Genomic DNA, 21,431 nt, shown 5'->3' on the forward strand with positions numbered 1-21,431 from the left:
GGCGGTGGACCAGTGGGCCGGGCGGGCGAGGGCGGCGGGGAGGCGGGTGGTGGCGTCGCCGCGGGCCGCGGTGAGCTGGGACTGGGTGAGGAAGAGGGCCGTGCCCAGGTCGGCGCCGGCGAGGTTCGCGTCGCGGAGGTCGGCGCCGGTGAGGTCGGCGAGGCGCAGGTCGGCGCCGCGCAGGTCGGCGGCGACGAGGAGGGCTCCGCGGAGGTTGGCGCCGTGCAGGTCGGCGCCGCGCAGGCGGGCGCCGAAGAGGTCGGCGCCGCGGTGCTCGCGGCGGCGGGGTACGCCGGCGCGGGCGAGCTCGCTCGCGCGCAGCAGGAGTTCGGCGACGCGGCCGCGCAGGGCGGGGACGTCGACGGCCCGGATCTCCTCGGGGGTCCCTCCGGCGAGGCGGTCGGTCTCCTCCAGGGCCGCGCGCAGTTCCCCGTGCAGGGGGCGGGCGGCGTCGAGGGTGAGGGCCTCGGTGAGGTGGCGGAGCAGTTCGTGGAGCTGCCGCACGATCGGGAAGACCTCGAACATGGGCGCCGCGCTCCCGGGCTCCTCGCGCCAGCTGCGCCCGCCGAAGGTGACCTGGGAGACGCGCTGCCCGGCGCCGAAGCACTCGTAGACGGTGCAGCCGGGGTAGCCCTCGCCGCGCAGGCGTTCGTGGATGCCGCAGCCGAAGTCGGCCCGCAGGTTGTGGCAGGGGCTGCCGGCCCGCTTGTCGGCCGCGAAGTCGGTGCCGGCGGCGAACGGCAGGGCGACGCAGCAGAGCCCGAAGCAGTTGCGGCAGTCGGAGTCGAGCGGGGTCGCCCCGCTCTCGGGGCCGCTCTCGGGCGCGGTCTCGGGCGCGGTCTCGGGGGCAGTCTCGGGCATGGTCCGGGGTCCTTCCACCTGCGAAGGCGCCGGCCCGGCGCCATGAACCCACAAATCCTACTGGGCAGGAGCACCCCCTTCCGAGTAAGGTCTGAATAGCTAAGGCGACCATTACCTCATCGGGGGCGACAGCATGCTGGAAGCGAACATCACCGAGCTGGTCCACGCCTGGATCTCGGGCTGGACGGTCTCGCGCGGGGCCTCCGATCCGGTCGAGCAGCCCTGGGGCTGGTCGATCGACGTCGGCGCGCCGGACCGGGAGGTGGGCCGGCACGTGCTGCCGGAGCCCACCGAGGCCGAGGTCCGCAAGATCGCCGAGGAGACGACCGCCCCGACCACCTGGCTCAAGCTGTTCACCGACGACGCCGTGGTCCGCCCGTGGCTGGACCCGCGGTGGAAGCTCGACCTGCCCGGCTTCCTGATGACCACCTCGCTCACCCCGGAACGCGCCCTCACCCCGGCCGGCTACACCGTGACCACCTGGGAGCGCGGCGGCGTCCTGCGGGCGCTGGTGCGCACGACGGACGGCCACCAGGCCGCCCGGGGCCAGGTGGGCCTGGCCGGCCCGATCGCCGTCGCGGACCAGATCACGACCGCCCCCGAACACCGCCGCCGGGGCCTGGGCCGGCTGGTGATGCGCACCCTGCAGTCCGCCGCGTACGAGAGCGGCGCCCGTACGGGGGTGCTGGTCGGCACCCCCGAGGGCCAGGCGCTCTACCGCACGATGGGCTGGGCCACCCGCTCCCCGATGGCGAGCTTCGTCCTGACGGACGAGGGCTGACGCTCCCGGAGGACCCCCTGACGCGGCACTAGTACGGCAGCAGCTCCGCCCGCTTCGGCGGGCGGCCGTCGCCGGAGGAGCGGCCGGTGAGGCGGCGGCCGATCCACGGGCCGAGGTGGGTGCGCAGCCAGCGGGCGTCGGAGCGGAGCTTCTCGGTGCGGCCGGCGGGGGCGGTGGGCGGGAGCGGGGCGCGCCAGTCGAAGGCGGCGGGGCGGCCGAGGGCTTCCAGGACGCCGGCGGCGACGCGGCGGTGGCCTTCGGGTGAGAGGTGGAGACGGTCCTCGTCCCAGAGGCGGCGGTCGTCGAAGCAGGGTGCCGAGAAGAGGTCGACGGCGGCGAAGCCGTCCTCCTGGCAGATCTCCTGCACGAAGGACTTCATCCGCAGGATGGCGGGCAGCAGCCGGGCGCTGCCCGCGAGGCGGCGGGTGGGGTCGGTGCTGGTGAACAGGACGACGGTGGCGCCGGTGGCGCGCAGTTCGGTGGCGCAGTGGCCGAGGAGGCGTTCCACCCGCTCGAGGTCGCAGCCTGGGCGCAGCACGTCGTTGAGGCCGCCGGCGAGGGTGACGAGTTCGGCGCCCATGGCGGCGGCGGGGGCGAGCTGTTCGTCGTGGATCTGGCCGATGAGCTTGCCGCGGACGGCGAGGTTGGCGTAGCGGAAGCCGGGGGTCTCGGCGGCGAGTTCGGTGGCGACGCGGTCGGCCCAGCCGCGGTACTGTCCGTCGGCGAGCAGGTCGTCGCACATGCCTTCGGTGAAGGAGTCGCCGACCGCGACGTAACTGGCGTAGCTGCGGTGCGTGGTGGGCACGGGCCGGCTCCGTTTCTTTCCCCGGGAGTTTCGACGCCCGGAAGCATCGACGGTCCGACGATCGTACGCGGGCGCACGTGCCGGGGCGCGAGCGGGGAGGCGCGCGCTCATTCGGCGCCGAGTGTCCGTTTATCGGCTCGCGCCATCCTGGACGCGCGGGGCGGCGGCCGGCGACGGGGGCCTTGCCGCCGCTCTGCCCCGCCGATCTGCCCCGCCGCTCTGCCCTGCCGCTCCGCCCCGGTGTTCACCCCGTGGCGACCGCGCTCCGAGCCGTGACCCAGTGCTCGCGCACCGCGTCGGTGGGCCGCTGCTCACCCAGGGCGGGCAGGCCCCACTGCCCCAACGCCTCGATCACGGGCCGCAGTTCGCGCCCTCGCCCGGTCAGCTCGTACACCGTGCCGCTGGCCGGGCGCTCCAGCTTGCGCCGGGTCGCGAGCCCGTCGCCCTCGAGCTGCTTGAGCCGGGTGGCGAGGATGTCGGTGGAGACACCGGGCAGGTCGGCGTGCAGGTCGGTGTAGCGGCGCGGGCCGTCGAGGAGTTCACGGACGATCAGGAGGCTCCAGCGCTCCCCCACCGCGTCCAGGGCGCGGGCGACGGCGCAGTACTGGTCGTAGCTTCGGCGTGACATGAGGATCAGCATAGCCAAGAGGTTGGACTTTCCAAGTACTCACTTGGTAGAACAAAGCATCAGCAGCGAATCTGGCGGTTGACGACGGTCGGGAGGCCGCAGATGGAGTTTCGGCAGTCGAGCAAGCTGAACGACGTGTGTTACGAGATCCGGGGCCCGGTGGTCGACCAGGCCAACGCCCTGGAGGAGGCCGGGCACAGCGTCCTGCGGCTGAACACCGGCAACCCGGCGCCGTTCGGCTTCGACGCGCCGGAGGAGATCATCCAGGACATCATCCGCAACCTCCCCCGCGCCCACGGCTACAGCGACTCGCGCGGCATCCTGCCCGCCCGGCGCGCGGTCGTGCAGTACTACCAGCAGCGCGGCGTCCAGGGCGTCACCGTCAACGACGTCTACCTCGGCAACGGCGCCTCCGAGCTGATCCAGATGGCCGTCACCGCGCTGGTGGACGACGGCGACGAGGTGCTCGTGCCGATGCCCGACTACCCGCTGTGGACGGCGGCGGTGCGGCTGGCCGGCGGCAAGGCCGTGCACTACCTGTGCGACGAGGAGGCCGAGTGGTACCCGGACCTCGAGGACATCGCCGCGAAGATCACCGCCCGCACCAAGGCCATCGTCGTCATCAACCCCAACAACCCCACGGGCGCGGTCTACCCGAAGGAGCTGCTGGAGGGCATCCTCGACCTGGCCCGCCGTCACCACCTGATGGTCCTGGCCGACGAGATCTACGACAAGATCCTCTACGACGGCGCCGAGCACCACTGCCTGGCCGCGCTCGCCGACGACGTGCTCACCCTCACCTTCAACGGCCTCTCCAAGTCCTACCGGGTCGCGGGCTTCCGCAGCGGCTGGCTGGTCGTCTCCGGCCCCAAGCAGCACGCCGCCGACTACCTCGAGGGCCTCACCATGCTCTCCGGCATGCGGCTGTGCCCCAACGTGCCCGCCCAGTACGCCGTGCAGGCGGCACTCGGCGGCCACCAGTCCATCAACGACCTGGTCCTGCCCGGCGGACGGCTCACCGAGCAGCGCGACATCGCGGTGCGGGCGCTCAACGAGATCCCGGGCGTCAGCTGCGTCAAGCCCAAGGGCGCGCTGTACGCCTTCGCCAGGCTCGACCCGGCCGTGCACCGGATCGTGGACGACGAGCGGTTCGTCCTGGACCTGCTGCTGCGCGAGAAGATCCACGTCGTCCAGGGCACCGGCTTCAACTGGCCCCGCCCGGACCACTTCCGCTTCGTCACCCTGCCGCGCGCCGACGACCTGGAGACGGCGATCAACCGGATCGGGCGCTTCCTGGCGACGTACCGGCAGGTCTGAGCGCCTACGCTCGGCCGCATGACCGTCCTGCGCTCCATCGCCCTGTTCGTCCTCGCCGCGCTCGCCGAGATCGGCGGCTGCTGGCTGGTCTGGCAGAGCGTGCGCGAGCAACGGCCGTGGTGGCTGGCCGGGTTGGGCGTGGTGGCGCTCGGCGCGTACGGCTTCGTCGCGGCACTGCAGCCGGACGCGAACTTCGGCCGGGTGCTGGCCGCGTACGGCGGGGTGTTCGTGGCCGGGTCGCTGCTGTGGGGCGTGGCCGTGGACGGCTTCCGGCCCAGCCGCTACGACGTGGTGGGCGCGCTGGTCTGCCTGGCCGGGGTCGCCGTGATCATGTACGGGCCCCGGCGCTGAGGCCAACCCTCGACGCCGGGGCCCGGTACGGGAGTCGGCGGGCTACCAGCCCCAGCCGCCGCCCTCGCCGTCGTCGTCGCGGCCGGAGTCCCAGCCCTCGCCGACCTTGCGCTGGATCGAGTAGTTGTCGATCTGCTTGCCGTCCTCGGTCAGTGCGGTGACCTTCATGACGGACTTCTGGCCCAGGTGCGCCGGGGTGACGTCGACCTTGATGAACGAGTAGCCGGTGTAGCGCACCCGCGACCACTGGATGGTCTCGGTGGTCTTCACCCGGCCCTTGCTCCAGTAGTAGGTCTTGACCTCGTCCTGGTGGTTCTCGTGGCCCTCGTAGGTGTCGGGCACGTCGAACTTGTACAGGCTGCGGCCGGCGGCGCCCGCGGTCACGTAGACCACGCCGTCCTTCTCGGGCTCGATGGTGGCGCCGCTGGGCACCTGCTTCGAGACCTTGTTGCCGAGGATGGCGTCGGTGCGCTCGTAGATGTGGTTGTGGCCGTTGATGACCAGGTCCACGCGGTACTTCTCGAACAGCGGCACCCACGCCTCGCGGACGCCGCCTTCGGAGGCGTGCGCCACCGTGGTGGAGAAGGCGCAGTGGTGGAAGAAGACCACGATGAAGTCGATGGTCTCGTCGCTGCGCAGGTCCTTGAGGGTGCGGTCCAGCCACTTGGTCTGCTTGCCCGCCGAGATGCCCAGGTTCGCCGGGATCTCGTAGGAGACGTCGTTGGCGTCGAGGGAGATGACGCCGACGTTCTTGTAGCGGAAGGTGTAGACGCCGGGGACGGTGCGCGGGTCCGGGCCGTTGTCGGGCAGGTAGAAGCGGGTGTTCTCGCCGCCGTAGCCGTTGGGCGAGTACCACGCCTCGACGTCGTGGTTGCCGTAGGCGACCATCCACGGGATCTCGGCGGCGACCGTCTCGGTCTGGACCAGGAAGTCGTCCCAGGTCTTCGCGTTGAAGACGGACTTGTCCGGGTCGGTGCCGGAACCGGCCGGGTCGGCGTAGCAGATGTCGCCGGCGTGCAGGTGGAAGGCCGGCTTCTGGGCCTTGATGATGTGGTCGTTGCCGGCCGCGTGGGCGCTGACACCCTGGTCGCCGAAGGCGGTGAAGGTGAACGGCTCGTACACCTTGCCCCAGCGGTGGTCGCGCGAGGGCGCGGTGCGGAAGGTGTGCAGCGTGGAGATCTGCTGCTGCGAGGCCGGGTCGAAGCCCTGGTGGCCGACGCCGTAGTAGTACGTGGTGTCGGGGTGGAGGTCCTCGAGCGCCACGTGCAGGTAGTACTGGTCCACCGGCTGGCCGGTGGGGGTCAGCGCCGGGGTGTGGAGGGCGCGCACCTCGGCCTCGACCTTGTGGCTGAGGTCCCACGGCTGCTTGCCGAAGCGCAGGAACGGCTTCTTGACCGGCGCCGGCACCTGCCAGGAGATGCGGAACTGGGTGTCCGGCTCGGGGCCGAACTGGAGGTGACGGCCCACCGGTGCGACCAGGGCGCCGTCGATGCCGGCCGTCGTACCGTCCGTCAGCAGCTGCGGGCTGGCCGGGGCGGCGAAGGCGTTGCCGGTGCCGAGCGCGCCGCCGATGGCGACGGCGCCCACGGTGACGGCGCCGGCGCGCAGCATCCGGCGGCGGGAGAAGCGGGCACGGAGGTACTCGTGCTGCTCGGCCATGCTCATGCGGTCGGCGAGCTTCGCCGGCACGCCCATGTTGGGGATATCCATGCGCGGGACTCTCTCAGTGGAGCGTTGACCGCACACGGACGCGCGGTGAACGGGTTGCAGCGCACTGCCCCTTCGAACACCAATGTTCGACCATGAACAGGTAAAGAGCATGTACATACCGGCTCGATCGCACATCATGGCCCCCACCCGTGCGACGAGTTGATTCCGCGCCAGGGGGCCAGGGGGCGTCCTTTTCTCAGGCGCCGGGTTCGTCCCACTGGGTCGCGGCCCGGTTTCCGGTGCCGTCGCAGGTACGGCAGATCTCGTCCCGGTACGCCTGCTTGGCGCCCGCCGCGTCCACCCGGTAGCGGACGTACACGCCGGTGCCGTCGCAGAGGAAGCAGTTGCCGCCCCCGCCGCCCATCTCGGTGGTACCGGTGCCCTGGCACGTCCGGCAGCTGAGGCCGGCGGTCCGCCCGGTGCCCGCGCAGATGCGGCAGACCAGCGTCATCCTCGTCCTCCTGCCCCCGGAACCGCCCGATGCCTCCGGTCATGGTAGTGGTGACGCCCACGGGGGCGCCCGGGAGAAGCCGATCTGACGGACCGTCGCGGTAGGGTGCCCCCGCTCACTCCCGCCTCACTCCCCCGCCACTCCCGCCTCGCTCCCGCCTCACTCGGGCAGGGCCTCGCGGACCCGGCGCGAGACCGAGATCAGCTGGAGGTCGAGCAGCCCCGGCGGATCGGCCAGGCCCGGGCCGCCCGCGTGCACCCAGGCGGCTATCTCGTCGATCATGTCCTCCGCGATCACGAAGCCGAGCCAGACCGGACGGCCGCCGGCCGCGCGGCCCTCGCTGGAGGGGCCGACCACCACCACGTTGGACTGGGTGCAGACGTCCAGGCAGCCCACCGCCCGGACCCGGCCCGCCGAACCGACCGCCGTGCGCAGCCGCTCGTACTGGCCCTGGTGGTCCACGCCCGGGTGCTTCGCCTCGGTGCCGCAGCAGCAGCCCCGGCAGACGGTGACCGTCACCGGGGAGCCGGCGCCGGCCCGGCGCTCGCGGCCGGCGCGGTCGTTACGGCTGTCACGGCTGTCACGGTCCCGACGGCTCATCGGCTGGGCTCCCCTCCTGCTCCTGGTCGGTGCGCGTTCGGCACCCCGGCACTGTACCCGCCGGTCCGCGGCCCCTCCTCGGCGCTCCCCCACCCGAACGCTTAGGCTGCCGAAGATCGAACCGGGGGAGGTCGGCCACCATGCCGAGGAACGGCACACGCGGACGGCGCGCGGCGGTGGTGCTCGCCGTACTGGGCCTGGCGAGCACCGCGCTCGGGCTCGGCGTGGTCCTCACCGGGGGCTACGCCGTCCACCGGATGACCGGCGAGGCCATGGCGCCCGGGCTGCACTCGGGCGACCGGATGCTCACCGACCGGGTCCGCCCCGAGGAGGTCCTGCGCGGGGAGGTCCACCTCGTCGACTCCCCCTGGAACCTCCACGGCCGGATCGCCTCCCGCGTCGTGGCCCTCGGCGGGGACCGCCTCGTCTGCGCCGGCGGACGCCTCTCCCTGGACGGGCGGGCGGCCGGCGCCTGCGGGGAGGACTTCGACGTCACCGTCCCCCTCGGGCGGGCGTTCCTGCTCGGCGACAGCCGCGCGGCCGCGATCGACTCCCGGACGTACCTCGGGGACGGGCAGCAGGGCACCGTCGAACTCGACCGGCTGCGCGAGCGGGTGGTCTATCACACCGGCCCACAGCCGCCCGACCTGCCGGGCAAGCTGGTCGGCGCGCTCGTACTGACGGGTCTGGGGCTGCTCCTGCTGCTCGCCACCGTCGTCACCGCCGTGACCGCCGCCAGGGCGCGGCGGCGCGCGGCGACGGCTGCGGCGCGCGGACCCCGGGTCGGGGAGGTCCTCCATGACCTCTGAGGCCGAGGCCGGGCCGCTCTGCCTGTACGAGGGCGGCGACATCGAGGAGTTCCGCGAGGTGGTCGGCGCACGCCTGTCCCCGCACCGGCTGACGGTCCTGGGCCGGCGGGGCGGCCCGCCCGGCGCCAGCCGCCTGCGCGCCTTCCACGAGGGGCGGGTGGCGCTGTACGACCTCAGCTACGGCGCGCCCGTGCGCCTGCGCACGGAGGAGCTGCCGGACTTCTACAACGTCATCCTCCCGCACTCCGGCCACGGCACCGTGGTCGCCAACGGCACCGCGCTGCCCTCGCCGCTGAGCGTCGCCGGGCCGGGGGACGTGGTGCTGATGGAGTGGGACCACCCGGCGCTCAACAGCGCGTTCGTGATCGCCCGCAGGACGATCGAGGAGGCGCTGGCCGCGCGGACGGGCGACGTGCCCCGGGAGCCGCTGCGCTTTCGCCCGGTGCTCGACCCGGCCGATCCCGCCGTCCGCTCCTGGCTCGAACTGGTCGGGCACTTCCGGGAGTTCGCCGTCTCCCCGCTCGGCCGCCGCTCCCCGCTCGCGGTGCGGCACTTCGAACAGGCACTGATCGAGGGGCTGCTGGACGTGCAGCCGCACTCGTGGAGCCGCGCGGCGGGCGGCCACGGGCCGGCCATCCTGCCGAGCGCGCTGCGCCGGGCGACGGACTTCTGTGCGGAGCACGCCGACGAGGCCGTCTCGGTCGCCGACATCGCGCAGGCGGCGCGGGTCGGCCTGCCCGCCCTGCGGGAGGGCTTCCGCCGCCACCTCGACACCACGCCGCTGGCCCACCTGCGGCGCGTACGGCTCGACCGGGCCCACCAGGACCTGCTCGCCGTCGCGCAGGGCCGGGCGAGCGGCACCGTCACCGAGATCGCCTGCCGCTGGGGCTTCACCCACCTGGGCCGCTTCAGCGCGGAGTACCGCCGGGCCTACGGCCGCACGCCCTCCGAGACGCTGCGCCGCACCGGGTGACTATCCGAAAAGTCAGGGACGGCACCGACGGGAGTGGATAGTCCCCGGGGCTCCCGCCCGGGCAGGCTTGATGCCTGCGACGGCCGGTGCGTCCCGCACGGGGGACGAGACGCATCGGCCGCTGCCGTTCCGGCGCCCGAAGGAGCAGTGCCCGGGCGCCGGAACGTTCGTCCCCGCCGCTCAGGGCGTGTCCTTCGGATCACGCCGGGCGGCTGCCGCTCACGCCACGCCGCGGGCCGCTGCCCGGCCCGCGGCGCGGCCGGAGAACAGGCAGCCGCCGAGGAACGTGCCCTCCAGCGAGCGGTACCCGTGCACGCCTCCGCCGCCGAAGCCCGCCGCCTCGCCCGCGGCGTAGAGCCCGGGCAGGACCTCGCCGTCGGGGCGCAGCACGCGCGAGGACAGGTCCGTCTCCAGTCCGCCGAGGGACTTGCGGGTGAGGATGTTCAGCCGCACGGCGATCAGCGGGGCCGCGTCCGGGTCGAGGATGCGGTGCGGGGCGGCGGTGCGGATCAGCTTGTCGCCGAGGTAGCGGCGGGCGCCGTGGATCGCGGTGACCTGGAGGTCCTTGGCGAAGGGGTTGGCCACCTGCCGGTCGCGGTCCTCGACGGTGCGGCGCAGCTCGTACGGGTCGATGAGCGGCGTGGCGGTCCTGGCGTTCATGCCGCGGGCGAGGTCGGGGAGGTTGCCCGCGACGACGAAGTCGGCCCCGTGCCGCAGGAACGCCTGCACCGGGCCGGGGGCGCCGGGCAGGGCGCGGCCGAGGACGCCGCGCACGGACCTGCCGGTCAGGTCGGGGTTCTGCTCGGAGCCGGAGAGGGTGAACTCCTTCTCGATGATGCGCTGGTTGAGCACGAACCAGGTGTGCTCGTGGCCGCTCGCCATGATGTGTTCGAGGGTGCCGAGGGTGTCGAAGCCGGGGAAGAGGGGGACGGGCAGCCGCCGGCCGGTGGCGTCCAGCCAGAGCGAGGAGGGGCCGGGCAGGATGCGGATGCCGTGCCGGGCCCAGATCGGGTCCCAGTTCTCGATGCCCTCGGTGTAGTGCCACATCCGGTCGCCGTTGATCAGGCTGGCCCCGGCCTTGCCGGCGATCCCGAGCATCAGCCCGTCCACGTGCGCGGGCACGCCGGAGAGCAGGCGCCCGGGCGGGGTGCCGAGGCGCTCCGGCCATGCCTCGCGGACGAGTTCGTGGTTGCCGCCGATGCCGCCGGAGGTGACGATCACGGCCTGGGCGCGCAGTTCGAAGTGCCCGGTGACGGCCCGAGAGCTGGCCCGGCCGCGCTCGGCGGAGCTGGGTTCCAGCACCTCGCCGGTGACGGTGTCGACGGCACCGGCCGTGACACCCAGCCCGGTGACCCGGTGGCGGAAGCGCAGGTCGACGAGTCCGCGTTCGGCGGCGGCGCGCACCCGGCGGACGAAGGGCTCGAGCAGTCCCGGGCCGGTGCCCCAGGTGATGTGGAAGCGGGGCACCGAGTTGCCGGGCCCGTCCGCGAGGAGTCCGCCGCGCTCGGCCCAGCCGACGACGGGGAAGAACCGCACGCCCATCCCGCGCAGCCAGGCGCGCTTCTCGCCGGCCGCGAAGTCGACGTACGCCTCGGCCCAGCGGCGCGGCCAGGCGTCCTCGGGCCGGTCGAAGCCGGCGGTGCCGAGCCAGTCCTGCCAGGCGAGGGCGTGGGAGTCGCGCACGCGCATCCGGCGCTGCTCGGGCGAGTCGACGAGGAAGAGGCCCCCGAAGGACCAGTGCGCCTGGCCGCCGAGGGAGGCCGCGGGTTCCTGGTCGAGCAGGATCACCTTCCGTCCGGCGTCGGCGAGTTCGGCGGTGGCGGCGAGGCCGGCGAGTCCCGCTCCGATGACGATGACGTCGGCGTCCAGGGCCATGCGCAGTCCTCCGTGGCGGCTCAGCGGCTCATCTGCGGCTCATCAGCGGCTCAGATGTGCGCCCGATACTGCGGCCTGGGGAGAGCTCCGGTCAACCGCTCAGTAACAACTAGTCGCACGAATTCCGCTCCGACGCGTTTCGGAAATCACCGCGATACGCGGCGGAGCGAAATTCGAAATGCCGACGACCGCCGTCTGACGGAATTTCGGGAATTCGCGCCGAAAGCATGGACGGGCACGTAACCTGGCAGTAACTTACCTGCGAGTAGCTGTGGCCACGGCTCCGCACGACCCCCACACCCCCGTTTCTCTCCCCCAGGAGGAACCGTGCTCAGCCCTGCCCGGAATTCCCGCGCGCCCCGGCGACTGCGCAATTCCACCGCCCTCGCCGCCGTCGCCCTCGGCGCGGCCCTCGCCCTCACCTCCACCTCCGCCCAGGCTTCCACCGCCGCACCGAAGCACTACGTGGCCCTCGGCGACTCCTACGCCGCCGGGGCGGGCGTGCCCGGCCAGTCGGCGGGCCTGTGCCTGCGCTCGGACCACAACTACGGCCACCTCGTCGCCGCCTCCCTCGGGGCGGGCGCGTACACCGACGTCACCTGCGCCGCCGCCAAGGTCAAGGCGATGACGCAGCCCCAGTACGACGCGTTCATCCGGGTCAACGAACCGCAGCTGGACGCGGTGACCGCCGACACCGACCTGATCACCCTCGGGATCGGCGGCAACGACCTGGGCGTCAGCGACCTCGGCGTGGGCGACGTCATCGCCACCTGCGTCGCCGGGGCCGTGGTCAACCCGCTCGGCACCCCCTGCCGGGACGTCTTCAACCACGGCCACTGGGACTGGAGCAGCATGTCCTGGCAGTACGGCCAGGACGACCTCGCCGACCGGATCGAGGGCGCCCGGCCGCAACTGAGCGACACCCTGCGGCGCATCCACGCCAAGGCGCCCCGGGCCAAGGTGCTGCTGGTGGGCTACCCCTCGGTGCTCCCCGCCGACGGCGCCTCCTGCGTGCTGCGCCAGCCGATCGCCCCGCGCGACATCCCGTACCTGTACGACACGCTCCAGCGGCTCAACGCCATGCTCGCCTCCACCGCGGCCGCCAACGGCGCCGTCTACGTGGACACCCAGTCACCGACCGCCGGCCACGACGCCTGCTCGGACGACCGCTGGGTGGAGGGCGCGCTGCCCGGCTCGCCCGCCGTGCCGTTCCACCCGAACGCCACCGGCGAGAAGGCGATGGCCGGCGCGGTGCTCGCCGCGCTGCGGTAAGGGCGCCACTCGTTGACCCGGTCAGGCTTCTGGCCGGGTCAACCCTTGACCCGGGTCAACCCCTGCCCCGGGTCAACTCGCCAGGCCGCCCATATCCTGCGGGCACATCGGTCCTCCCGTAGCGTCGAAAGGACCGACGCCCGGGACCCGGACCCGATGGGAGCGGCCATGCCGTCCTACCCCTTCCACACCACCCGCGAGGACCTGCGCATCCCGCTGCCCGACGGCACCCACCTCGCCGCCCGGGTCTGGCGGCCCGTCGGCGAGCAGCCCGTCCCCGCCCTCCTGGAGTACTCCTCCGCCCGGCTCACCGACCGCACCGCCGCCGAGGACGCCCGCCGCCACCCCTGGTACGCCGGACACGGCTACGCCGCCGTCCGCGTCGACACCCGCGGCCACGGCAACTCCGGGGGCCTGCCCGGCGAACCCGGCGACGAGACCCAGCTCGCCGACGGCGCCGCCGTGGTCGACTGGCTCGCCCGCCGCCCCTGGTGCACCGGGCGCCTGGGCCTCCTCGGCGTCGGCGCCGCCGGCACCACCGCCCTGCGCCTGGCCGCCCGCACCGCCGACACCGTCGCCGCCGTGGTCACCGCCTGCCCCGAGGGCGGCCACCGCCTCGGCGGCGCCGTCCTCGCCGACGACCTGCACACCCGCCTCACCGCCCTCGTCGCCGACGCCGCCCTTCCGCCCGACCCCCGGCACGTGGGCGACGCCTGGCGCGCCGACTGGCTGGCCCGCCTCGAATCCCTCGAGCCGCCCGTCGACGAGTGGCTCGCCGCCGGCGACACCACCGTGCCCGTACCCGTCCCCACCCTCGCCGTCGCCGGCTGGGGGGACCCGTCCTGCTCCTTCGTCCTGCGCCTGCTCGCCGGCTCCCCCACCGCCCGCGCCGTCATCGGCACCTGGCCCCACGGCCTGCCCGAGGCCGCCCTGCCCGAGACCCTGCGCTGGTGGGACCACTGGCTGCGCGACCAGGACACCGGCGCCCTCAAGGAACCCGCCCTGCGCAGCCGCCTCGGCACCCGCTGGACCGCCGAGGAGACCTGGCCCTCCCCCGACGTCCGCGAGATCCACTACGGCCTCGACGGCCCGCTTCGCACCGCCGGAACCGCCTCCGACGACCGCTACGTCCACGTCCGCTCCCCGCAGCACACGGGCCTCAACGCCGGCGCGTACGTCCCCCACGGCCGCCCCGCCGACCAGCCCCCGGACCAGCGCGAGGAGGACGGCCGCTCGGTCTGCTTCGACTCCCAGCCGCTGCCCGAACCCGTCGAACTGCTCGGCACACCGACCCTGCGGCTGCGGCTGCGCACCGAGGAGGCCGCCGCGCCCGCCCAACTCACCGCCCGGCTCTGCGCCGTCGGCCCGGACGGCACCTCCCGGCTGCTCACCCGCGGCGCACTGGTCGCCGCCGGCCCCGACGCCGAGGTCGAACTCGCCGCCTGCGCGGGCGCCGTCCCGGCCGGGCACCGGCTGCGGCTGGCGCTCTCCTCCGTCTACTGGCCCTGGCTGTGGCCGACCGCCGACCGCGCCGGCTACGCCGTGGACCCCTCCCACTCGGTACTGAGCCTGCCCGTACGCCACCTCGCCGCCGACGTCGGCGCCACGCCCGTCACCTTCGAGGAACCGGCCCTGCCCGAGCCCCTGGACGTCCACGTCACCGAGCCGCTCACCGCCCGGCCCGAACGCGTCACCGTCCACGACCTCGGCCGCCACGAGTGGCGCACCGACCTGTCCCCCGCCTCGGACGGCACCCGCACCCTGCCCGACGGGCTGGTGCACGACGAGCACACCGTCACCGCCTACCGCGTCCTGACCGACGCCCCGCTCAGCGCCCAGGCCCGCACCGACCGCACCGTCCGGCTGGAACGGCCCGACCTCGGCTGGGACGTCACCGTCCAGACCCGCACCCAACTGCGCTGCGACGCCGAACACTTCCTCAGCGTCGTGCAGTTGCGGGCGCTGGAGGGCGGCTCGGTGGTGTTCACCCGCGAGTGGCGCCACCGCGTGCCCAGGTGAGCCGCCAGTGGTGAGCCGTCAGTCCTCCTCCGGCACCTCCACGATCAGCAGCGTCCCGGTGCTGCCCGCCCGCACCGCGTGCCAGGAGCCCGCGGGCACCCGGCACAGCTCGCCCGTCCGCACCGTCGACTCCTCGCCGTCCAGCACCAGTTCGAGCCGCCCCTCGGCCACGAACAGCACCTCGGCCGTCCCGTGCACCTCCGGCGGCAGCTCCCGCCCGTCCATCCGCAGCAGCTTCACGGCCGCCGTCCCGACCTGCCCCAGCACCACCGACCGCCAGGCGTCCGGCAGTTGGGCCGCACGGGCGTTGACGTCGATGCTCTTGTTCTCCGAACCCATGCTCAGGGACGCTACCGGGGCCGCCGGGATAGTTGGTCGACCGGACGGTAAAACCTGTGATCGGCGAGCACCTCGGCGATCACGTACCGGGCGGTGTCCGCCATCACCGGGTTGGACCGGCGGTAGTACAGCAGCTCGTCCAGCGCCACCGACAGCGCCCAGCCCCGCCCCCGCGCCCACGCCGCGTCGTCCGCGCCCACCGCCGTACGGAAGGTGGCGCGGGCCGAGGCGGGCAGGACGTACCAGGCGGGCAGCAGGTCCACCGCCGCGTCGCCCAGGCCCGCGCAGCCGAAGTCGATGACGCCGCGCAGCCGGCCCTCCGGGGAGACCAGCAGGTTGCCCGGCTGGAGGTCCGCGTGGATCCACACCGGCGGGCCCTCGGCCTCGGGGGCGTCCAGGGCCTCCTCCCAGGCGTCCTCCGCCGCGCCGACGTCGATCACCCCGTACAGCTCGGCCAGCGTGGCCGCGACGGACCCGGCGCGGTCCGTCAGTGTCTCGCTGCGGTACGACGGGGGCGCGTCCGCCGGCTCCGCCCAGCGCAGGGCGGTGGTGAACTCCGCCAGGTCCCGTGCCAGCAACTCCGGTTCGGCGGGGCGCCCGGGCTCGGGGTTCGCCCCCTCCAGCCAGACCAGGACGGACCACGGCAGCGGGTACCCGTCGCCCGGCACGCCCACGCCCAGCGGCTCGGGGACGGCGGCGGTCAGGCGCGGCGCCAGGAACGGCAGCCAGCGCTGCTCCCTGGCGATGTCCGCCGCCGCCGAGGGCCGCATCGGCAGGCGCACCACCAGTTCCTCGCCGAGGCGGAACATCGCGTTGGTGGTGCCGTTCGAGGCCACCCGCTCCACGGGCAGGGCCGCCCACTCGGGGAACTGGTCGGCGACCAGCCTCCTCACCAGGGCCTCGTCCACGTCCACCTGGTCGGGATGCATCCTGCGGTTCGTCGCCATGGAAACCGACCCTGCCCGCGGACGCCCGCCCCCGGCAACCGGATTACGCCCGCGCCCTCACACCCGCACGCTCACGCCCCCGCCGTCACGCCCGCACCGTCATGTCCTGGCCGCCCACCACCCTGAGCAGCCGCAGCGCCGAGTGCGACGGGGTGCCGGGCGCGGCGGTGTAGAAGATCGTCCACTGGTCCCGGTGGGGGTCGTGCAGCGCCTCGCAGTCGAGGTCGAGCGCACCGACCACCGGGTGCAGGATGCGCTTGTGGGTCGAGCGGCGCACCCGCACGTCCTGGCGCGCCCACAGCTCGCGGAAGTCGGGGCTCACCGCGTGCAGCCGCTCGATCAGGCGCCGCACGCCGCTGTCGGCGGGGTAGCGGGCGGCGGTGGCCCGCAGGTCGGCGACGGCGTTGCAGGCGAACTGCGCCGCGTCGGGCTCCTCGTGGCGGGCGCGGGAGGCCGGGTCGGTGAAGTAGCGCCAGATCAGGTTGCGCTCGCCCGGCGCGAGGGCGGAGAAGTCGCCGAGCAGCGCGGCGGCCATGGCGTTCCAGGCGAGGACGTCGCGGGCGGCGCTGCACACCAGGGCCGGGGTGTCGTCCAGCCGGTCCAGCAGGTGCAGGATGCCGGGGCGCACGTCGCGCTCCAGGCCGCTCGGCGGCAGCGGCGGCTCGCCGACCAGGTGGTGCAGGTGCGCCCGTTCGTCCTCGGACAGGCGCAGCGCCCGGCAGATCGCCCCGATCATCTGCCGGGACGGGCGCGGCCCCCGGCCCTGTTCCAGCCGGATGTAGTACTCCACCGACATGCCCGCGAGCTGGGCGACCTCCTGGCGGCGCAGCCCCGGGGTACGGCGGCGCCCTCCGGCCGGCAGGCCGACGTCCGCGGGCTGGACGCGGGCCCGCCAGGCCCGCAGGAAGGCGGCGAGCTCCGCCCGGTCGACGTGTTCCACGCCCCCAAGTCTGGCCCGGGACCCCACCCGTCCACCATGGGACCGCCGATACCACCCTCGACGGTGCTCTCCCACCGCCCGCCCGCCGCCGCCACCGTGGACCTCATGACCGACAACCACCGCATCGTCCTGATCACCGGCGCCAACAAGGGCATCGGCCTCGCCACCGCCGGCGAACTCGCCCGCGCCGGGCACACCGTGCTGATCGGCGCCCGCGACCCGGAGCGCGGCCGGGAGGCCGCCGCCGGGCTCACCGCGCAGGGCCTGGAGGCCCGCTTCGTCCACCTGGACGTGACCGACCCGGCGACGGCCGCCGCCGCGGCCGAACTCATCGCCGCCGAGTACGGCCGGCTCGACACCCTCGTCAACAACGCGGGCGTCGCCCGGGACTGGATGCGCACCCCGCAGGAACTGCCCGTCGAGGCCGTCCGCGAGACGTACGAGACCAACGTGTTCGGCGTCGTCACCGTCACCAACGCGATGCTGCCGCTGCTGCGCCGCTCCCCGGCGGCGCTGATCGGCAACGTCTCCAGCGGGCTCGCCAGCTTCTCGTTCCTGTCCGACCTGGACTCCCCGGTGTGGGAGCACGCGACGCTGCTCGCCTACAACTCCTCCAAGGCCGCGCTCAACGCCCTCACCCTGGTCTACGCCCGGGCGCTGCGCGAGGAGGGCATCAAGGTCAGCGCGCTGGAGCCGGGGTACTGCGCCACCGACCTGAACGGGCACTCCGGGCCCGCCAGCGCCGAGGAGGGCGGGCGCCGGATCGCCCGGCAGCTCGGCGAGGCCGGGGCCGGGGCGTCCGGGCTGTTCCTCCACTCCGAGGGCGGCACCTACGCCTGGTAGGCGGCGATCAGTTCGGGGAGCCGGCGCATGTCCTCGAAGACGACCGTGTCCGGCCCCACGAGCCGCTCGGCCGCCGTGACGCCGCCCGCGTAGCCGAGCGAGCGCATCCCGGCGGCGCGGGCGGCCGTGACCCCGGCCGGGCTGTCCTCGACGACCAGGCAGGCGGCCGGGTCGACGCCCATCGAGCGGGCGGCGTGCAGGAAGATGTCGGGCGCGGGCTTTCCGCGCCCGACCTCGGTGGCGCTGAAGATCCGGCCCTCGAAGTGCCCGAACAGGCCCGTGCGGCCCAGGGTGTGACGCATCTTCTCGTGGGTGCCGCTGGAGGCGACGCAGGTCGGCAGGGTGATCTGCGCCAGCGCCTCCGGCAGGCCGTCCACCGGCCGCAGCCCGGCGTCCACGGCCTCGTCGTGCAGTTCGAGGAAGCGCTCGGTCCACACCTGCGCCGTCTCCTCCCCCAGCCGTTCGACGACCAGCGCGTGGTTGGCCGTCTGGGAGCGCCCGACGAACAGCTCGATCACCTCCGCCTCGGTGAGCGGCCAGCCGTACTCCTGCCCGAGCTGCACCAGGACGGGGACGGCGATGACCTCGCTGTCCACCAGGACGCCGTCGCAGTCGAATATCACCAGTTCTATCGGCACCATCGGCTTGATCATCGGATCAGCATAGGACCGGCCCGGCTGGTTCAGTCGTTGGCCGCCGCGTTGATGAGGGCCAGGCTGTCGGTGACGCCGGACTTCACGGCCTCCGAGGCGTTGGCGGACAGTGCCTCGACCTGCATCGGGTTCATCCCGCTCCCCTGGGCGCCGTTCACCACCGCGACCTTGGCCGCGTGGCCGGCCGTCTCCTGGGCCGTCACCTGCGCCTGGGTGGCCTTGTCCGCGTACTGCGGGTCGACGTAGTAGGTGCGGGCCGTCTGGTCGATGAGGGACTTCACCTCCTCGCCGATACCGGACCCCGCGGCGATCGTGATGGCCATGCCCGCGGGGGTGAGCTTCCACGGGCCTCCCGTCACGGCCCAGACCGACTTGAACCACGTCGCGTTGCTGCTCATGCCCTCGTTGTACGCCTTCGCGGCTTCCTTCCCGTCGCCCACGATCCCGAGGGTCCGGCCCGCGGCGATGGCACCGGTCACCTCGCCGCCCGCCTTCGCCGCGTTGTGGACCGCCCCGTCGAACTCGGGGCCCAGCTCGCCCCGGTGCCGGAACAGGTCCTGGACGTGCGCCGTCGTGTACGCCTGCTGGGCGTTCGCGACCGCCCCGAACGCGTCCGGGTCGCGGCCGATTGCGGCCAGCATCTTGAGCGTGGAAGCCTTGTCCAGGGCCGCGGGCTCCCCGTAGCGCGGCAGCAGCAGGTTGTCCGGGCTCATCGAGCCCTGGACGTCGCCCATGTAGGCGGCCGCCATGTGGCCGAGGCTGGGCGCGGCGCCCGCGAACGACCCGCCGGGGTGCAGCGCGTGCGGGTGCTCCCCGTTGCCGAAGATCTTGACCGTCTCCGCCATCAGCTCCGCCTGCTCCTTGGTGTGCGGCAGGAGCGGGTCCTGCGACCCGTAGGCGCGGCCGGTGGTGGCGGCCTCCAGGGCGTGGCCGAGCGCGGTGGCCCCGGGCTTCTCGGCCGCGCCCCCGGGCTGGTTGTGGTCGTACCAGACGTCCTGGAGCGGCGACTTGGGGCCCGCCTCGGTCAGCTGGTCGAGGTAGTGGTTCGGCTGGTGGACGGCCTTGACCGTGCCGTCGAAGTTGTAGGTGGTGGCCGGGCCCTTGAAGAACTCCAGCGACGCGTCCGGGTTGTGGGCGAGCGCCTCCAGCACGCCCGTCATCGGGTTGAAGCCGCCCTTGCCGTCCGGGGCGCCGAGGAGCTTCATCTGGTCGAAGTCGGTGAAGTTCCACGCGTCCGAGGTCCACAGCGCCTTGCCCACGCTGAGCTGGGTGACGTGCTCGGCGACCGGGAGGAGGAAGTGCGGGTCGTACGTGCCGGTGCGCAGGATGTTCGTCAGGATCTGGTAGCCGTACGGCTGGGGGTTGGAGCCGGGCTTGCTCGCCGGCCACACGTCCTGCCGGGTCGAGCCCGCCTTGCGCAGCCCCTCCTCCCACGCGTCGTCCAGGTGCGGGACGTTGTGGCTGTTGGTGGCGGTGGCCAGCGCCGTGCCCAGGTTCGCCTGGAGGTCGGCGATGGCCTTCGGCCGGCTGCCGCCCTTGTCGCCCGAGGCGACGGCCATCTGCCCGTAGAGCTTGAGGAAGCCGTCCGGGCCGGCCTCCTTGTAGAAGGCGGTGGTGAAGCGGGGGTCGTTGCCGTGGTCCTTCAGCAGCTTGTTGAGCTCGTCCAGTTGGGCGTCGTTGATGTTCCCGGCGAGCTTCAGCAGGTCGGCCGCCCGGTGCGCCTGCTCCTCGGGGCCCGAGGAGGCGTGGAACGCGCCCTTGTCCGTCCCGGTGGCGCCGCCGAGCGCGGTGGCGGCCGCGGCGTCCGCCGCCTCGGCCCGCGCCACCGCCTTGCGGATGTCCTCGGCGACCGCCTTCACCAGCAGCCGCTGCGTGTCCGCGTAGCCCGGGTCGTGCTGGTCCGCCTTGGTGGTGGCCGCCCACCGCACGGCCGAGCCGTCCGCGTCCACCGTCAGGTCGTGGTCCGCGGCCCTCTTCAGAGCCGCGTCCAAGTCCGCCCGGGCGGCGGCGAGTTCGGTGTGCGCCTCGCGCAGGGCCTTGGCGATCGCGCTGGCCTCCTCGAAGGCCGCGTCGAGTTCGTTGCGCACCTTGGTGATCGTCGTGGAGGCCGCTTCGGCCGTGTCGCCGACCCAGTTGGACGCCTGCAGCGGCGTGATCACGTCGCCGGTGATCTCCTCGGAGAACCTCCAGTTGCGGACCAGCCCCTCGAAGGCCGTGGCCAGGGTCTCGATGCCCTGGAACGACTCCTGGCGCAGATTGGAGAAGGTTGTCATGTCGCCTTGCCTCGGATCGCCTCGGTTTGCCGCACGTTGCCGCAGATCGCCGCAGATTGCCTCAGGGGGTCGGGAAGTTGCCGGCGTTCGCCCTGTCGATCTGCTCGTACTGATCGGCACAGGTGGTCATCGCGGAGGAGACCTGCCCGAGCATGCCCCCGGTGGCCTGGGCCTGCGCGGCCCACACACCCTGTGCGGTGGCCAGCGCGCCGACGATCCTCCAGTCCTTGGACATGCCCTGGGTGGCGCCCGGCTGGTCCTTCCAGACGTCCTTGCACGCCTTGTCGAACTCGGTGTGCAGGGTGTTCGCGTTGCCCGACGCCTTGCGCAGCGCCGCCGGGCTCACCTTCACCGTCGCGCCGGGGGTCGGGTGCGCCTGCGTCGGCACCCACCCCGGCTCCGCGGTGCCGGCCTCGGCGGCGGCCAGGTCCGGGTGCTCCTTCTTCGCGGCCGCGGTGAGCTTCCCGCTGCCGTCGAAGAGCCAGGGATTCACCTTCCGCTCGAAATCCAGGTCAGTCACTCGCGCCCCTCCAGACCCTGTGGCTTCACTCAGCGAGCTTAGCGTCAAGTCTTGGTACGCACGAGAGTTGAGCGACTTCCGGTTCATCAGATGACGGACTTTCAGGATCCCGCGCCAACACCGATGGAACACCGGGTGTACGGACGGAGCGGCCCGGCGGTTTCGACACCGCCGGGCCGCTCCACGCCTTCAGCCGTGCTGTGGCGTCAGTTTGTCTGGATCGAGGTGTCGTCGATCACGAAGCTCGTCTGCAGCGAGGAGTCCTCGACGCCGTTGAACTTCAGGGTGACGCTCTGGCCCGCGTAGGACGAGAGGTCGAAGGTGCGCTGCTGGTAGCCCGCGGCCGCGTCGACGTTGGAGTACGACTTCAGCGTGGTGCCGTTGACGGAGACCGTCAGCTTGTCGTACGCGGTGGTGCCCGTCTCGGCGGTGTCGATGTGCAGCCAGAAGCTCAGCGTCGCCTT

At 73.4% G+C, this 21,431-nt stretch carries 20 protein-coding genes and 2 pseudogenes; 8 read left to right on the forward strand and 14 right to left on the reverse strand.

All coding sequences use genetic code 11. From position 1 onward, the window contains the following. A partial coding sequence (locus IH61_RS0136650; RefSeq protein WP_063763345.1) for a pentapeptide repeat-containing protein occupies nucleotides 1-861 on the reverse strand: 861 nt, incomplete at its 3' end. Between the two features lie 133 nt (nucleotides 862-994). Here IH61_RS0136650 and IH61_RS0136655 point away from each other — a divergent pair. Then, a complete protein-coding gene (locus IH61_RS0136655) occupies nucleotides 995-1,642 on the forward strand; it encodes a GNAT family N-acetyltransferase (protein WP_031078079.1) in 648 nt (215 codons plus the stop codon). A gap of 28 nt (nucleotides 1,643-1,670) precedes the next feature. Here IH61_RS0136655 and IH61_RS0136660 read toward each other — a convergent pair whose 3' ends face one another. Continuing rightward, entirely contained in the window at nucleotides 1,671-2,447 is a 777-nt protein-coding gene (locus IH61_RS0136660) for an SGNH/GDSL hydrolase family protein (RefSeq protein WP_031078081.1), read from the reverse strand. Nucleotides 2,448-2,724: 277 nt separating this feature from the next. Further along, nucleotides 2,725-3,075, reverse strand: a pseudogene (locus IH61_RS0136665) (winged helix-turn-helix transcriptional regulator); the annotation flags it as partial. Nucleotides 3,076-3,177: 102 nt separating this feature from the next. Here IH61_RS0136665 and IH61_RS0136670 point away from each other — a divergent pair. Then, the gene (locus tag IH61_RS0136670; RefSeq protein WP_031078085.1) at nucleotides 3,178-4,392 is read left to right on the forward strand and encodes a pyridoxal phosphate-dependent aminotransferase; all 1,215 of its coding nucleotides are present in this window, start codon (nucleotides 3,178-3,180) and stop codon (nucleotides 4,390-4,392) included. Nucleotides 4,393-4,410: 18 nt separating this feature from the next. Next, nucleotides 4,411-4,743: a YnfA family protein gene (locus tag IH61_RS0136675; protein ID WP_031078087.1), complete on the forward strand. Its 333-nt coding sequence runs from the start codon at nucleotides 4,411-4,413 to the stop codon at nucleotides 4,741-4,743. Nucleotides 4,744-4,785: 42 nt separating this feature from the next. Here IH61_RS0136675 and IH61_RS0136680 read toward each other — a convergent pair whose 3' ends face one another. The 3 genes from IH61_RS0136680 to IH61_RS0136690 all read right to left on the reverse strand — a co-directional run bounded on the left by IH61_RS0136680 (nucleotide 4,786) and on the right by IH61_RS0136690 (nucleotide 7,504). Then, complete coding sequence (locus tag IH61_RS0136680) at nucleotides 4,786-6,453, reverse strand: purple acid phosphatase family protein (RefSeq protein ID WP_078911675.1); 1,668 nt, start codon at nucleotides 6,451-6,453, stop codon at nucleotides 4,786-4,788. Nucleotides 6,454-6,649: 196 nt separating this feature from the next. Continuing rightward, nucleotides 6,650-6,904: a hypothetical protein gene (locus IH61_RS0136685; RefSeq protein WP_031078092.1), complete on the reverse strand. Its 255-nt coding sequence runs from the start codon at nucleotides 6,902-6,904 to the stop codon at nucleotides 6,650-6,652. Nucleotides 6,905-7,063: 159 nt separating this feature from the next. Then, the gene (locus IH61_RS0136690; RefSeq protein ID WP_031078094.1) at nucleotides 7,064-7,504 is read right to left on the reverse strand and encodes a hypothetical protein; all 441 of its coding nucleotides are present in this window, start codon (nucleotides 7,502-7,504) and stop codon (nucleotides 7,064-7,066) included. A 140-nt stretch (nucleotides 7,505-7,644) separates the two neighbouring features. On the opposite strand from IH61_RS0136690, the gene IH61_RS0136695 reads away from it, so the two are divergent. Continuing rightward, on the forward strand, nucleotides 7,645-8,313 hold the full coding sequence (locus tag IH61_RS0136695) for a S26 family signal peptidase (protein WP_158845742.1): 669 nt from the start codon (nucleotides 7,645-7,647) through the stop codon (nucleotides 8,311-8,313). Continuing rightward, a complete protein-coding gene (locus IH61_RS0136700) occupies nucleotides 8,303-9,286 on the forward strand; it encodes an AraC family transcriptional regulator (protein ID WP_031078098.1) in 984 nt (327 codons plus the stop codon). The genes IH61_RS0136695 and IH61_RS0136700 overlap by 11 nt, the downstream gene beginning before the upstream one ends. A 219-nt stretch (nucleotides 9,287-9,505) precedes the next feature. Here IH61_RS0136700 and IH61_RS0136705 read toward each other — a convergent pair whose 3' ends face one another. Further along, complete coding sequence (locus IH61_RS0136705; protein WP_031078099.1) at nucleotides 9,506-11,161, reverse strand: FAD-binding dehydrogenase; 1,656 nt, start codon at nucleotides 11,159-11,161, stop codon at nucleotides 9,506-9,508. A gap of 327 nt (nucleotides 11,162-11,488) precedes the next feature. On the opposite strand from IH61_RS0136705, the gene IH61_RS0136710 reads away from it, so the two are divergent. Beyond that, a complete protein-coding gene (locus IH61_RS0136710; RefSeq protein WP_031078101.1) occupies nucleotides 11,489-12,433 on the forward strand; it encodes an SGNH/GDSL hydrolase family protein in 945 nt (314 codons plus the stop codon). A 168-nt stretch (nucleotides 12,434-12,601) separates the two neighbouring features. Continuing rightward, nucleotides 12,602-14,452, forward strand: coding sequence for a CocE/NonD family hydrolase (locus tag IH61_RS0136715; protein ID WP_031078104.1), 1,851 nt, complete (start codon nucleotides 12,602-12,604; stop codon nucleotides 14,450-14,452). An 18-nt stretch (nucleotides 14,453-14,470) separates the two neighbouring features. On the opposite strand, the gene IH61_RS0136720 is transcribed toward IH61_RS0136715, so the two are convergent. The 3 genes from IH61_RS0136720 to IH61_RS0136730 all read right to left on the reverse strand — a co-directional run bounded on the left by IH61_RS0136720 (nucleotide 14,471) and on the right by IH61_RS0136730 (nucleotide 16,678). Continuing rightward, a complete protein-coding gene (locus IH61_RS0136720; RefSeq protein ID WP_031078106.1) occupies nucleotides 14,471-14,791 on the reverse strand; it encodes a cupin domain-containing protein in 321 nt (106 codons plus the stop codon). An 11-nt stretch (nucleotides 14,792-14,802) separates the two neighbouring features. Continuing rightward, the gene (locus IH61_RS0136725) at nucleotides 14,803-15,720 is read right to left on the reverse strand and encodes an aminoglycoside phosphotransferase family protein (RefSeq protein WP_051838653.1); all 918 of its coding nucleotides are present in this window, start codon (nucleotides 15,718-15,720) and stop codon (nucleotides 14,803-14,805) included. A gap of 103 nt (nucleotides 15,721-15,823) precedes the next feature. Then, nucleotides 15,824-16,678, reverse strand: coding sequence for a helix-turn-helix transcriptional regulator (locus IH61_RS0136730; protein WP_031078111.1), 855 nt, complete (start codon nucleotides 16,676-16,678; stop codon nucleotides 15,824-15,826). 36 nt (nucleotides 16,679-16,714) lie between these two features. On the opposite strand from IH61_RS0136730, the gene IH61_RS0136735 reads away from it, so the two are divergent. Next, a complete protein-coding gene (locus IH61_RS0136735; RefSeq protein ID WP_199823440.1) occupies nucleotides 16,715-17,521 on the forward strand; it encodes an SDR family oxidoreductase in 807 nt (268 codons plus the stop codon). Here IH61_RS0136735 and IH61_RS0136740 read toward each other — a convergent pair. From IH61_RS0136740 to IH61_RS0136755, 4 genes and pseudogenes are all read right to left on the reverse strand, one after another. Beyond that, nucleotides 17,509-18,174, reverse strand: a complete 666-nt coding sequence (locus tag IH61_RS0136740; protein WP_031078114.1) for an HAD family hydrolase — start codon at nucleotides 18,172-18,174, stop codon at nucleotides 17,509-17,511. The genes IH61_RS0136735 and IH61_RS0136740 overlap by 13 nt on opposite strands. A gap of 29 nt (nucleotides 18,175-18,203) precedes the next feature. After that, the gene (locus tag IH61_RS43605) at nucleotides 18,204-20,447 is read right to left on the reverse strand and encodes a DUF6571 family protein (RefSeq protein WP_051838655.1); all 2,244 of its coding nucleotides are present in this window, start codon (nucleotides 20,445-20,447) and stop codon (nucleotides 18,204-18,206) included. A gap of 61 nt (nucleotides 20,448-20,508) precedes the next feature. Next, nucleotides 20,509-20,967, reverse strand: a complete 459-nt coding sequence (locus IH61_RS0136750) for a WXG100 family type VII secretion target (RefSeq protein WP_031078118.1) — start codon at nucleotides 20,965-20,967, stop codon at nucleotides 20,509-20,511. A gap of 206 nt (nucleotides 20,968-21,173) precedes the next feature. Continuing rightward, a pseudogene (locus IH61_RS0136755) lies at nucleotides 21,174-21,431 on the reverse strand (hypothetical protein); the annotation flags it as partial.

The organism is Streptomyces sp. NRRL WC-3742, assembly GCF_000720635.1.
Taxonomy (GTDB): domain Bacteria; phylum Actinomycetota; class Actinomycetes; order Streptomycetales; family Streptomycetaceae; genus Kitasatospora.

Bases quoted from the DNA above. Each gene is read 5' to 3' on its own strand.
- IH61_RS0136655 (WP_031078079.1), top strand. From the start codon at position 995: ATGCTGGAAGCGAACATCACCGAGCTGGTCCACGCCTGGATCTCGGGC.
- IH61_RS0136670 (WP_031078085.1), top strand. From the start codon at position 3,178: ATGGAGTTTCGGCAGTCGAGCAAGCTGAACGACGTGTGTTACGAGATC.
- IH61_RS0136675 (WP_031078087.1), top strand. From the start codon at position 4,411: ATGACCGTCCTGCGCTCCATCGCCCTGTTCGTCCTCGCCGCGCTCGCC.
- IH61_RS0136680 (WP_078911675.1), bottom strand. From the start codon at position 6,453: ATGGATATCCCCAACATGGGCGTGCCGGCGAAGCTCGCCGACCGCATG.
- IH61_RS0136685 (WP_031078092.1), bottom strand. From the start codon at position 6,904: ATGACGCTGGTCTGCCGCATCTGCGCGGGCACCGGGCGGACCGCCGGC.
- IH61_RS0136690 (WP_031078094.1), bottom strand. From the start codon at position 7,504: ATGAGCCGTCGGGACCGTGACAGCCGTGACAGCCGTAACGACCGCGCC.
- IH61_RS0136695 (WP_158845742.1), top strand. From the start codon at position 7,645: ATGCCGAGGAACGGCACACGCGGACGGCGCGCGGCGGTGGTGCTCGCC.
- IH61_RS0136700 (WP_031078098.1), top strand. From the start codon at position 8,303: ATGACCTCTGAGGCCGAGGCCGGGCCGCTCTGCCTGTACGAGGGCGGC.
- IH61_RS0136705 (WP_031078099.1), bottom strand. From the start codon at position 11,161: ATGGCCCTGGACGCCGACGTCATCGTCATCGGAGCGGGACTCGCCGGC.
- IH61_RS0136715 (WP_031078104.1), top strand. From the start codon at position 12,602: ATGCCGTCCTACCCCTTCCACACCACCCGCGAGGACCTGCGCATCCCG.
- IH61_RS0136720 (WP_031078106.1), bottom strand. From the start codon at position 14,791: ATGGGTTCGGAGAACAAGAGCATCGACGTCAACGCCCGTGCGGCCCAA.
- IH61_RS0136725 (WP_051838653.1), bottom strand. From the start codon at position 15,720: ATGCATCCCGACCAGGTGGACGTGGACGAGGCCCTGGTGAGGAGGCTG.
- IH61_RS0136735 (WP_199823440.1), top strand. From the start codon at position 16,715: ATGGGACCGCCGATACCACCCTCGACGGTGCTCTCCCACCGCCCGCCC.
- IH61_RS0136740 (WP_031078114.1), bottom strand. From the start codon at position 18,174: ATGATCAAGCCGATGGTGCCGATAGAACTGGTGATATTCGACTGCGAC.
- IH61_RS43605 (WP_051838655.1), bottom strand. From the start codon at position 20,447: ATGACAACCTTCTCCAATCTGCGCCAGGAGTCGTTCCAGGGCATCGAG.